At 73.4% G+C, this 12,024-nt stretch carries 7 protein-coding genes and 1 tRNA gene; 6 read left to right on the top strand and 2 right to left on the bottom strand.

Annotated elements, in window-relative coordinates:
• Positions 1-6 precede the first annotated feature (6 nt).
• Positions 7-939 carry an NAD(+) diphosphatase gene (gene nudC, locus F1C15_RS04785; protein WP_056056538.1) on the top strand — a complete coding sequence of 311 codons (933 nt, stop codon included), beginning with the start codon at positions 7-9 and terminating at the stop codon, positions 937-939.
• Positions 936-2,648 carry an ATP-dependent helicase gene (locus F1C15_RS04780; protein WP_082514526.1) on the top strand — a complete coding sequence of 571 codons (1,713 nt, stop codon included), beginning with the start codon at positions 936-938 and terminating at the stop codon, positions 2,646-2,648. Before nudC ends, F1C15_RS04780 begins: the two co-directional genes overlap by 4 nt.
• Before the next feature lie 847 nt (positions 2,649-3,495).
• Here F1C15_RS04780 and F1C15_RS04775 read toward each other — a convergent pair.
• On the bottom strand, positions 3,496-4,932 hold the full coding sequence (locus F1C15_RS04775; RefSeq protein ID WP_185233281.1) for a zinc-dependent metalloprotease: 1,437 nt from the start codon (positions 4,930-4,932) through the stop codon (positions 3,496-3,498).
• A gap of 105 nt (positions 4,933-5,037) precedes the next feature.
• Between F1C15_RS04775 and F1C15_RS04770 the strand changes: the two genes are divergently transcribed.
• The 4 genes from F1C15_RS04770 (at position 5,038) to F1C15_RS04755 (ending at position 10,719) form a co-directional block, all read left to right on the top strand.
• Positions 5,038-6,141: a PDZ domain-containing protein gene (locus tag F1C15_RS04770; protein WP_185234075.1), complete on the top strand. Its 1,104-nt coding sequence runs from the start codon at positions 5,038-5,040 to the stop codon at positions 6,139-6,141.
• 102 nt (positions 6,142-6,243) lie between these two features.
• On the top strand, positions 6,244-9,189 hold the full coding sequence (locus tag F1C15_RS04765; protein WP_197981315.1) for a UPF0182 family protein: 2,946 nt from the start codon (positions 6,244-6,246) through the stop codon (positions 9,187-9,189).
• A 142-nt stretch (positions 9,190-9,331) separates the two neighbouring features.
• Positions 9,332-9,405: transfer RNA gene (locus tag F1C15_RS04760), tRNA-Met, on the top strand.
• A 183-nt stretch (positions 9,406-9,588) separates the two neighbouring features.
• On the top strand, positions 9,589-10,719 hold the full coding sequence (locus F1C15_RS04755) for a glycerate kinase (RefSeq protein WP_185233279.1): 1,131 nt from the start codon (positions 9,589-9,591) through the stop codon (positions 10,717-10,719).
• Here the strand turns inward: F1C15_RS04755 and F1C15_RS04750 are convergent.
• The gene (locus F1C15_RS04750; protein ID WP_185233277.1) at positions 10,716-11,915 is read right to left on the bottom strand and encodes an aminotransferase class I/II-fold pyridoxal phosphate-dependent enzyme; all 1,200 of its coding nucleotides are present in this window, start codon (positions 11,913-11,915) and stop codon (positions 10,716-10,718) included. The genes F1C15_RS04755 and F1C15_RS04750 overlap by 4 nt on opposite strands.
• Positions 11,916-12,024 lie beyond the last annotated feature (109 nt).

The following is a 12,024-nucleotide window of genomic DNA, read 5'->3' as shown; positions in this document are numbered from 1 at the left end:
CGTCCGATGTCCTCGCCGCTCACGCCCCGCCTCCCGCTGTCCCGGCAGCAGGTCGACCGTGACTACCTCACCCGCGAGCGTCCGGGCGTGGTCGCCGAGCTGCTGTCGTCCGCCGACACGAGGGTGCTGCCCGTCTGGCGCGGCCGGACCCTGATGGCGACGCCGTCGGCGCTGGCCCTGCTCGAGCCCGCCGCCCTCGGCCAGGCCCGCGACCACCTCTACCTCGGCCGGTCGCTCGACCCCGCAGCCGCCGAGCCCGTCGGCACCCCCGTCGTGGCGGCGCTGCTCGACGACGACCAGGCGGCCGCCCTCGAGCCCGACGACGACGCGTGGAGCAGCCCGCGGGCCACGGGCTCGACGCTCAGCGCCCGCGACGTGGGCCTGGCCGTCGAGGCCGTCGCCCTCGCCAACTGGCACGACTCGCACCGCTTCGCCCCGCGCACCGGCCGCGAGCTCGTCAGCGACAAGGCCGGCTGGGTACGGCGCGACCCCGACGACGGCCACGAGGTGTTCCCGCGCACCGACCCCGCGATCATCGTCGGCGTCACCGACGCCGACGACCGTCTGCTGCTCGGCTCGAACGCCCTGTGGGAGTCCAACCGGTGGTCGCTCCTCGCGGGGTTCGTCGAGCCCGGCGAGTCCCTCGAGCAGGCCGTGCAGCGCGAGGTCTTCGAGGAGAGCGGGGTGAAGGTCGTCGACCCGCAGTACCTCGGGTCGCAGCCCTGGCCCTTCCCCGCGAGCCTCATGCTCGGCTTCCGGGCCGTCGTCGACGCCGCCGACCCGGGGGTGCTCGAGCCCGACGGCGCCGAGATCCTCGACCTGCGCTGGTTCAGCCGCGACGAGCTCGCGGCGAGCCTCGGTGACGTCCTCCTGCCGGGCCGCACGTCGATCGCCCGCGCCATCATCGAGGACTGGTTCGGCGGCGAGCTCGACCAGTGACCGAGGCCGCTGAGCTCATCGCCGGGCTCGACGAGCAGCAGCGCGAGGCGGCCCGTCGGCTGCTCGGGCCGGTCTGCCTCCTCGCGGGGGCGGGCACCGGCAAGACCCGCGCCATCACGCACCGCATCGCCTACGGCGTCGCGACCGGCGTGTACGCCCCGAACCGCGTGATGGCCCTCACCTTCACCTCCCGCGCGGCGGCCGAGCTCCGCGGGCGGCTGCGCCACCTCGGCGCGGGGGGCGTCTCGGCGCGCACCTTCCACGCCTCCGCCCTCTCGCAGCTGTCGTACTTCTGGCCGCAGACCATGGGCGGGCAGATGCCGCGCCTCCTCGACGGCAAGGGCAAGCTGCTGGCGCACGCCGCCGAGCGGCTGCGGCTCAAGCTCGACACCGCCTCGCTGCGCGACATGGCCGGCGAGATCGAGTGGCGCAAGGTCTCCCGGCTCACGATGGACGAGTACGCGCTGAAGGTGCCCTCGCGCTCGCTGCCGCAGTCGGTGTCGGTCGAGGCGGCGCTCGACCTGCACGCCGCCTACGAGGACATCAAGGACGAACGGCGCCAGCTCGACTTCGAGGACGTCCTGCTGGCCACGGTCGGCATGCTCGAGCTCGAGCCCCGGGTCGCGCAGCAGGTCCGCGAGCAGTACCGCTTCTTCGTCGTCGACGAGTACCAGGACGTCTCGCCCCTGCAGCAGCACCTCCTCGAGCTGTGGCTCGGCGACCGCAACGACCTCTGCGTCGTCGGCGACGCCAGCCAGACCATCTACTCGTTCGCCGGGGCCTCCGCCGACTACCTCCTGGGGTTCGGCTCCCGGTACGACGACGCGACGGTGGTGCGCCTCGAGCAGAACTACCGCTCGTCGCGCCAGATCGTCGACACCGCCAACCAGCTCATGCGCGGCCGGCCCGGCGCCCTCCACCTGCACCCCGCGGTCGAGACGACCGGGCCGGTGCCCCCGGTGACGCAGTACCCGACCGACATGGCGGAGGCGCGGGGCGTGGCCCAGACGATCGCCGACGAGATCGCGTCGGGCGTCGCGCCGGAGGAGATCGCGGTGCTCTACCGCGTCAACGTCCAGGCGGCGGCGCTCGAGCGCGCTCTCTCCGACGTGGGCGTCTCGACGCGGGTCCAGGGCGCGACGCGGTTCTTCGAGCTGCGCGAGGTCAAGGAGGCGCTGATGATGCTCAAGGGAGCGGCCGTCAGCATCGTGGGCGAGCCGCTGTTCAAGACGGTCAGCGACGTGCTGCGCTCGCTGGGGTGGACGCAGGAGGCGCCCGAGCAGCGGGGCGCCGTGCGTGACCGCTGGGAGTCGCTGAACGCCCTGATGGGGCTCGCCGAGGCCTCGCCCCCCGACACCACGCTGCGGCAGTTCGTCGACGAGCTCTTCGCCCGTCAGCAGGGGCAGCACGAGCCGACGATGGCCGCCGTCACCCTGGCGACCCTGCACTCGGCCAAGGGGCTCGAGTGGCGGAGCGTCTACCTCGTGGGCCTCAGCGAGGGCCTCGTGCCGATCAGCTACGCGCAGGGGCTCGAGGCGATCGACGAGGAGCGGCGACTGCTCTACGTGGGCGTCACCCGGGCCCGGGAGCGCCTCCGGCTGTCGTGGGGCGCGGCGGGCCAGGGCCGGGGCGGCGAGCGTCGACCGAGCCGGTTCCTGGAGGAGCTCCGCACCCGCAGTCGAGACGCGGCGTCGTCCACGAGCGCGTGACCTCGCCGCTCGCCCGGTCGACGCGGTCGACGGCCGCCGCGTCGTCGCCGGCTCCGTGCTCGGCCACGGCGAGCAGCCGCCGCACCGCCGCCGCGGCCGCCTCGTGCACCACCAGCGACGACAGGGGCGTCGGCGGGGCCGTCACGAGCTGACCGGCGAGGGCGGGCCACGCCGGGTCGGCCTCGCCGTCGTGCAGGTGCAGGCACCGGACGCACGCCGTCACGCCCGGCACGACGACCGGCCCCACCCGCACCGAGCGGTCGCCCGAGCGCACGACCAGGTGGACGACGTCGTGGCGCACCCACTCGGCCGTCACGCACGGGTCGGGGACGAGGCCCGAGACGACCAGGCCCAGGCCGGCAGGCACCGAGGAGGCGCTCCGCGGGTCGCCGGGGGAGCCCGCGACGCTCTCGGCGTCGACCCGCAGCACCCCGAGGCCCTCCGCCTGGGCGAGCCGCCCGACGGCGTCGGCGAGGGGCCCCGACCCCGCGAGGCGCACGAGCGGAAGTGTCGCGCGGGGCCCGTCGACGAGCAGGGCCGGCTCGAGCCGCTGCACGGCGGCGGCGACGGACCCGGCATCGGCGCCGAGCTGAGCGGCGAGCGCGGTGACGCCCCCGTCGCCGCGACCGGCCACGAGGGCGGCGACCACCGCCTCCTCGAGCCTGCTCACGCCGCGGAGCACGACCAGGGCCCGCTCGACCCCGATCTGCAGGGTGTCGGGATCACGCCACAGCACGGGGACGTGGTCGGGCAGGCGGAGGGGGCGAGGAGCGGGCACGACCCGAGCTTGCTGCAGCGGGAGCGACCGCCCCGCGTTGTCCACAGGCCCGCCCGGGCGGGCCCACGGTCAGCGAGCGGGGGAGGGACCGCGGTCGGGGGAGCCGTCCTCGCCGCGGTCGGGCTCGGTGTCGGTGTCGGTGTCGGTCTCGGCCTCGACCGCGCTGCCGTCCGTGGACTCGCGGGGACGGTCGTCGCCCGTGTCGGCCAGGAGGTCGGCGATGGCCTGGTCGACGTCGTCGAAGGCGGGCTCGGACGCGGTCAGCCGCGCCACGAGGGCCTGGGGGTCGTCGATGTCGGCGTCGGTCGGGACGATGTCGGGGTGGGCCCAGAGCGCGTCGCGCTGCTCGGCCCCGACCGCGGCGCTGACGGCCGACCACATCGCCGCGGCCTCGCGGAGGCGTCGGGGGCGGAGCTCGAGGCCGACGAGCGTCGAGAACGCGGACTCGGCGGGGCCGCCGGCCGCCCGGCGACGGCGGACGGTCTCGGCGATCGCGCCGGCCTTCGGCAGGCGCGCGGTCGCCTCGGCGGTGACGACGTCGACCCAGCCCTCGATGAGGGCGAGCGTCGTCTCGAGGCGGGCCAGGGCGGCCAGCTGCTCGTCCGTCTTCGGGGGGATCAGCGCTCCGCTCGCGAGGGCGTCCTGCAGCTGCTCGGGCGACTCGGGGTCGAAGTCGACCGCGAGCTCCTCGAGCCGGCTCGTGTCGATGCGGATGCCCTGGGCGAACTCGCGGATGGACGAGATGAGGTGGAGGCGGAGCCAGCGCGCGTGCCGGAACAGCCGGGCGTGCGCGAGCTCGCGCACGGCGAGGTACAGCTGCACCTGGTCGCGCTCGATGTCGAGGCCCTCGCCGAAGGCGTCGACGTTCTGCGGCACGATCGCGGCCTGCTGGTCGTCGAGCAGGGGGATGCCGACGTCGCCGCCCGAGACGACCTCGGTCGAGAGCTGGCCGACGACCTGGCCGAGCTGGAGGGCGAACAGGGTGCCGCCCACGCTGCGCATGACCTGGCCCGCCCCGGCCAGGAGCGACTGCATCTCGTCGGGGGCCTGCTCGGAGAGCACGCGGGTGAGGGAGTCGGCGATGGACTCGGCGACCGGCTCGGCCAGCTGCGTCCAGACCGGCATGGTCAGGCGCGCCCACTCGGCGCGGCTCACGAGCTTCGGGGGGACGGTGAGCTCGGCCACGTAGGTGACCTCGTCGAGCCAGAGGGCCGCGAGGGTGAAGGCCCGCTCGAGGGCCGCGGTGGCGGCCGGGTCGGCGGCGACGGCGGAGGCCGTGCCGACGGCGGTCGCCTGCTGGGTGGCGACGCTCCAGTCGATGCCGTCGCCGCTGCGGCTCACGGCGTCCTGCAGCTGGCTCATCAGCCGGGCGACGAAGGCCGGGTCGGACGGGAGCCCCGCCGCGCCCGCGAGCTTCGACGGATCGATGTCGGAGCCGCCCGCCAGGAACTGGCGCAGCATCTCTCGGAACTCGTCCTCCGGGCCGCGCTGCGGTTCATCAGTCATGCTGACTACGCTAGCTGCTGGCCGCAGGAACAGCCTGGGTTCCGGCCGACGCCTCCCGGTCCGCCGCTGCGCCCGTGGCGAACACCGAAAGGACCGTCCGTGGCCATGTTCACGCCCCCGGCTCGACCCGTCGAGCAGCCCCGTCGCCGTGCCGCCCTCGGGTGGTGGCTGCTCGTCGTGGCCCTGGTCGCCGGGCTCGCGCTCACCTTCCTCCCCTCGCCCTACCTGATCGAGCAGCCGGGCCCCGTCTTCGACACCCTCGGCAGCGCCGACTACGAGGGCGAGAGCGAGCCGCTCATCACCGTCGAGGGCGCCGAGACGTACCCGACGGCCGGGTCGCTCGACCTGCTGACCGTCAGCGTGCGCGGCGACGTCGCGAACCGGCCCAGCTGGCTCGACGTCGTCCAGGCCTGGTTCTCGCCGAGCCGGGCCGTCGTGCCGGTCGAGGCGATCTACCCCTCCGGCGTCTCGAACGAGCAGGTCGACGAGCAGAACGCCGTCGACATGCAGAACTCCCAGAAGTCCGCCGTCGCGGCCGCCCTCGTGCACGAGGGGTACCAGGTGCCCAGCACCGTCACGGTCAGCCAGGTCTCCGACGACGGACCGTCGGCGGGCGTGCTCCGCGAGGGCGACGTCGTCGTCAGCGTGGACGGCGTCGACCTCACGACCAACGGCGACGTCGACGCCCTCCGCGCCGTGGTCGCCGACCACGGGGCCGACGGCCCCGCCGACGTCGTCGTCGAGCGCGACGGTCAGCAGGTGACCGAGCAGGTGACGCCGCAGGAGGTGCAGGGCACGCCGCTCCTGGGCGTCGGCGTGAGCGTCGACTACGAGTTCCCCTTCGACGTGACGCTCCGTCTCGACAAGGTCGGCGGCCCGAGCGCGGGCATGATGTTCGCCCTCGGGATCATCGACAAGACGACGCCCGGCGAGCTCAACGGCGGCGAGACGGTCGCGGGCACGGGCACCATCACGGCCTCGGGCACCGTGGGGGCGATCGGAGGCATCCGCCAGAAGCTGTACGGAGCCCGCGACGCGGGGGCGTCGGTCTTCCTCGCGCCGGCCAGCAACTGCGACGAAGTCGTCGGCCACGTGCCCTCCGGCCTCGACGTCTACGCGGTCGCCACCCTCGACGACGCCGTGACGGCGCTCGAGACCGTGGCCGACGGGGGAGACACCGCCTCGCTGCCCACCTGCACGGCCGGCTGAGGGCCCCTGCACAGCTCCCTGCGAGGAGGCGCGGGCACGGTGGAACGGTCAGGCTCGACACGTAGGATGGCCGTCCACGTCCCCTGAGCCAGGAGCACCCTCTTGACGTCACCTGCATCGTCGCGCACCCCGCGACGTTCGCCCCGAGCGCCGGTCCTCGTGACGGTGGCGATCCTCGCCGCCCTCGTCATCGCGTTCTTCATCTTCTCGTCGCTGCTGACGGACTACCTCTGGTACGACCAGCTCGGGTTCGCGAACGTGCTGACGACGCAGTGGATCGCGGGCGCGGTGATGTTCCTCGTGGGCTTCGTCGCCATGGCCGTCCCGGTCTGGGTCAGCATCGACGTGGCGTTCCGGTTCCGCCCCGTCTACGCGAAGCTCAACTCGCAGCTCGACCGCTACCAGCAGGTCATCGAGCCCCTCCGCCGCGTCGTGGTGCTCGGCGTGCCGATCGTGCTCGGGCTGTTCGCGGGCATCGCGACCTCGACGCGCTGGCAGGTCACCCTGCAGTGGCTGAACCGCACCTCCTTCGGCGAGACCGACCCGCAGTTCGGCCTCGACGTGGGCTTCTACGTCTTCGAGCTGCCCTTCTACCAGGGCGCCGTCGGCTTCGCGTCGGCCGTCGTCCTCATCGCGGGCCTGGCGGCCCTGGCCACGAGCTACCTCTACGGGGCGCTGCGCTTCTCGGGCCGTGACGTGCGCATCTCCCGCGTGGCGCGCATCCAGCTGGCCGTCACCGCCGCGCTCTACCTGGCCCTCCAGGGCCTCAGCCTCTGGCTCGACCAGTACGCGACGCTCACCGACGGCACGAACAAGCTCGTCACCGGTGCCACCTACACCGACGTCGCCGCGGGCATCCCCGGCAAGCAGATCCTCGCGCTCGCCGCGGCGGTCGTGGCGATCCTCTTCATCGTCACCGCGGTCGTGGGCAAGTGGCGCCTCTCCGTCATCGGCACCGCGGCGCTGATCATCATCAGCATCATCGTCGGCGGCATCTACCCCTGGATCGTCCAGCGGTTCCAGGTCGAGCCGAGCGAGCGGACGGTCGAGTCGACCTACATCGAGCGGAACATCGACGCCACCCGGGAGGCGTACGGAGTGGCCGACGTCGAGGAGCAGTCCTACGACGCGCAGAGCGACGCCGAGGCGGGCGCGCTCGCCGGCGACGCGGTCACGACCGCGAACATCCGCATCATCGACCCGGCGCTCGTCACCGACGCCTTCGCCCAGCTGCAGCAGTACCGCCAGTACTACAGCTTCCCCGAGCAGCTCTCCGTCGACCGCTACACGATCGACGGCCAGCAGCAGGACACCGTCATCGCCGTGCGCGAGCTCAACACGGACCAGCTCGGCAACTCGGCGACCCCGTACAACACGACGTTCGTCTACACGCACGGCTACGGCGTCGTGGCGGCCTACGGCAACCAGCGCTCGGCCGACGGCCAGCCCGTCTTCCTCGAGTCGGGCATCCCGGTGACGGGCGCCCTCGGCGACTCGGACTCGTACGAGCCGCGCATCTACTTCGGCCAGGAGTCGCCCGACTACTCGATCGTCGGCGGCGACGGCGGCGACGACATCGAGCTCGACTACCCCTCGGGCGCGAACGACAACGGCACGAACCAGACCACGACCTTCGAGGGCGACGGCGGGCCGAAGCTCGACAGCGCGTTCAAGAAGCTGATCTACGCGATCAAGTTCCAGTCGGAGCAGGTGTTCCTCTCCGACGCGGTCAACGACCAGTCGCAGATCCTCTACGACCGTGACCCGGCCCAGCGCGTGCAGAAGGTCGCTCCGTACCTCACCATCGACAGCGCGCCGTACCCGGCCGTCGTCGACGGGAGGGTGAAGTGGATCGTCGACGCCTACACGACGACCCCGGAGTACCCGTACTCGAAGCCGCAGGCCCTGTCGGACGCGATCGCCGACACCTACACCGAGCGACCGGTCTACGCGTCGAACGAGATCAACTACATCCGCAACTCGGTCAAGGCGACCGTGGACGCCTACGACGGGTCGGTCGACCTCTTCGCGTGGGACACCGAGGACCCGATCCTGAAGACGTGGCAGAAGATCTTCCCGTCCACGACGAAGCCGCTGAGCGACATGTCCGTCGACCTGATGCAGCACGTCCGCTACCCGCAGGACATGTTCAAGGTGCAGCGCGCCATCCTCGGCACCTACCACGTGACCGACGCCGACTCGTTCTACTCGAGCGACGACGCGTGGGTGACCCCGAACGAGCCGACGAGCAACACGGCGAACCCGCCGCTGCAGCCGCCGTACTACCTGACCCTGCAGCTGCCCGACCAGGACCCGGCGTTCTCGATCTACTCGACGTACATCCCCCAGCAGTCGGGGGAGAACGCGCGGAACGTGTTGACCGGGTACCTGGCCGCGAACGCCGACGCGGGCACGACGCCCGGCGAGATCTCGCCCGACTACGGCAAGCTCTCGCTGCTGACCCTGCCCAAGACGGACACCGTCCCCGGCCCGGGCCAGGTGCAGAACAACTTCAACACCGACACGGCCGTGGCGAACCAGCTGGCGCTGCTCACCCGGGGCGACACCAGCGTCGTGCGGGGCAACCTGCTCACGCTGCCGGTGGGAGGCGGCCTGCTGTACGTGCAGCCGATCTACGTGAAGTCGAACAGCGAGACGTCGTACCCCGTGCTGCAGAAGGTGCTCGTCTCGTTCGGCGAGAAGATCGCCTTCGAGGACACCCTCAACGGAGCGCTCGACTCGCTCTTCGGCGGCAACTCCGGCGCCCAGGCGGGCGACGAGGGCGTGCCGGAGGGCGACACCAGCACGGGCGACACGGGTGACACGGGTGCGGGCGACGCCCCGGACGCCGGTGCCGGCGCCGGCACGGGCGCGACGGGCAACTCGCAGCTCGACCAGGCCCTCGCCGACGCGCAGTCCGCCCTCGAGGACCGCAGCGCGGCGTACCAGTCGAACGACCTGGTGGCCGCGGCCGAGGCCGACGAGCGCCTCCAGACCGCGCTCGAGGCCGCGGTGACCGCGAGCGAGGCCGCGACCGCCGGCCAGTAGCGCCGACCGCTGCACCGGTGACGACCACCGCCCCTCGACCCCGGTCGAGGGGCGGTCGGTCGTCCTGCAGGCGGCGGCTCGGGGTCGGTGGTCGTGCCGATTGGACAGGTCGCAGATCGCCTGGTAATGTTTCTTCTTGTGCCGCGGGGTGGAGCAGTTCGGTAGCTCGCTGGGCTCATAACCCAGAGGTCGTAGGTTCAAATCCTGCCCCCGCAACAGAGAACGCGACACACACGAAAGCCCTGGTCTCCTGACCAGGGCTTTCGTCGTTCCCGCCGCACGGGTCGCGGCCTGCCGGAGGCCGGTGTGGCAGGCCTCGCGGTCCCTTCCGTCGTCGACGTCGGCACCGTCGCCGACGCCGCCCTCGCCGCGGGCGCCGGGACGTGTCACTGTGTGCACATGCAGTCGCCCCTCTCCGTCGTCGTCGCCCCGGACTCCTTCAAGGGCACGATCGCCGCGGCGCCCGCCGCCGCCGCCCTCGCGCAGGGCTGGCGGGAGGTCCGCCCCGACGACGTCGTGCGCCTCCTGCCGCTCGCCGACGGGGGAGAGGGCACCCTCGACGCGTTCGAGTCGGCCGTGCCGGGTGCGGTGCGGCACGAGCTCTCCGTCCCCGGGCCCGACGGGCGGCCCGTCACGGCGTCCTGGCTGCTGCTGCCGGGCGCGGTGGCCGTCGTGGAGCTCGCCGCGGCGAGCGGCCTCGGCCTGCTGACGCGTCCGCAGCCGTACGACGCCCACACCCGCGGGTTGGGTCGGCTCGTGGTGGCCGCGCTCGACGCCGGGGCGCGACGTGTGCTCGTCGCGCTGGGCGGCAGCGCGTCCACCGACGGCGGCGCGGGGATGCTGACCGAGCTCGGCGCGCGCCTCCTCGACTCCCTGGGGGAGCCCGTCGTCGATGGGGCCCACGGCCTCGCCGCGGCGTCGCGGCTCGACCTCAGCGGGCTCCGCGCCCTGCCGGTCGACGGCGTCGTCGGCCTGACCGACGTCCGCAGCCCTCTCCTGGGGCCGAGGGGCTCGGCCGCCGTCTTCGGGCCGCAGAAGGGCGCGGGCCCCGACGACGTGCTCGCGCTCGAGGCGGCGCTGGCCTCGTTCGCGTCGCTGGTCGACGTCGACCCGGCCACCCCGGGCGCGGGGGCCGCCGGGGGCACGGGCTTCGGCCTGCTGCTCTGGGGAGCCGTCCTCGAGTCCGGTGCCGAGGCGGTCGCGGAGGCCGTCGGTGCCCGCTCCTTCGTCGAGGCCGCGGACGTCGTCGTCACGGGGGAGGGCCGGTACGACGCCCAGACCGCCGAGGGCAAGGTCGTCGCCTGGGTCTGTTCGGAGGCCGCACTGGCCGGGGTGCGCACCGCCCTCGTCGCGGGGTCCGTGGCCACGGAGACCGGCTCGTTCGACGCCGTCGTGGAGCTCGCCGGGCTCGCCGGCGGAGCAGCCGAGTCGTCCGCCCGGCCGGAGCCGTGGCTGCGCGAGGCCGGCCGCGAGCTCGCGCGCCGGGAGACCGCCCTCCGTGAGGGAGACGCGAGCGCTCCGGTCGACTAGGTCCGCAGGCGAGCGAGCTGGTCGCCGGCGCGCTCGAGCACCGCGGTCGTCTTGCAGAAGGCGAACCTGAGCAGCGACGAGTGCTCGCGGGCGAGCTCCGGCCCGCAGAAGGCGCTCACGGGCACGGCGACGACCCCGGCGAGCTCCGGCAGCCGACGGGCGAGCTGCGCTGCGTCGTCGAAGCCGAGCGGGCGGGAGTCGGCCACCACGAAGTACGAGCCGCTCGAGGGCGACACCCCGAAGCCGGCGGCCGTCAGCCCCGCCGTGAGGAGGTCGCGGCGTCGCTGCAGGCTGTCGGCGAGGCCCGCGAAGTAGGAGTCGGGCAGGCCGAGGCCGACCGCGACGGCCGGCTGGAAGACCGAGCCGTTGACGTAGGTGAGGTACTGCTTGACGGTGAGGATGCGCGTCAGCAGCTCGGCCGGGCCGGTCGCCCAGCCGATCTTCCAGCCCGTGACGCTGAACGTCTTGCCCGCGCTGGAGATGGTGACCGTGCGGTCGGCAGCGCCCGGCAGCGTCGCGATCGGGACGTGGCGGCGGCCGTGGAAGAGCATGTGCTCGTAGACCTCGTCGGTCACGATCACGGCGTCGTGGCGGATCGCCAGGTCGACGAGCAGCTGACGGGTCTCGTCGTCGAGCACGCTGCCCGTCGGGTTGTGCGGGTCGTTCACGAGGACGACCGCCGTGGCGTCGGAGAAGGCGGCCCGGAGTTCGTCGTGGTCGACGCGGAAGTCCGTGCCCCGGAGCGGGACCGTCCGGTGGGTCGCCTTCGTGAGGCCGATGACCGCGCCGTAGGCGTCATAGAAGGGCTCGAGGGTGAGCACCTCGTCGCCCTCGTCGACGAGGGCGAGCAGGGTCGCGGCCAGGGCCTCCGTGGCGCCGGCCGTCACGAGGACCTCGCGGGCGGGGTCGAGCTGCAGGCCGTAGAACCGTGCCTGGTGCTCCGCGACCGCCTCGAGCAGCACGGGCACGCCGCGGCCGGGCGGGTACTGGTTCAGGCCGGCGTCGAGGGCCGCGTGCGCGGCGTCGAGCACCTCGCGCGGACCGTCCTCGTCGGGGAAGCCCTGCCCGAGGTTGATCGCTCCCGTCGCGGCGGCCAGGGCGGACATCTCGGCGAAGATCGTGGTGGCGAGGCGGCCGTCGTCGTCGAGCAGCCGGGCGCCGCGGGCGACGCGCTGCCAGGGGGCTGGTGCAGTCATGGTCCCGACACCGTAGCCGCCGCCCGGCACACCGGCCAGCCCCGCGTCGTCCGGTGACGGGCACGGACCCGACGCGCGGTGGGCGCATACCGAGACCGCAGGACCCGCT

It is taken from the genome of Frigoribacterium sp. NBH87 (genome assembly GCF_014217665.1).
Taxonomy (GTDB): Bacteria; Actinomycetota; Actinomycetes; order Actinomycetales; family Microbacteriaceae; genus Frigoribacterium; species Frigoribacterium endophyticum.
This window is presented reverse-complemented; position numbering and strand designations above follow the sequence as displayed.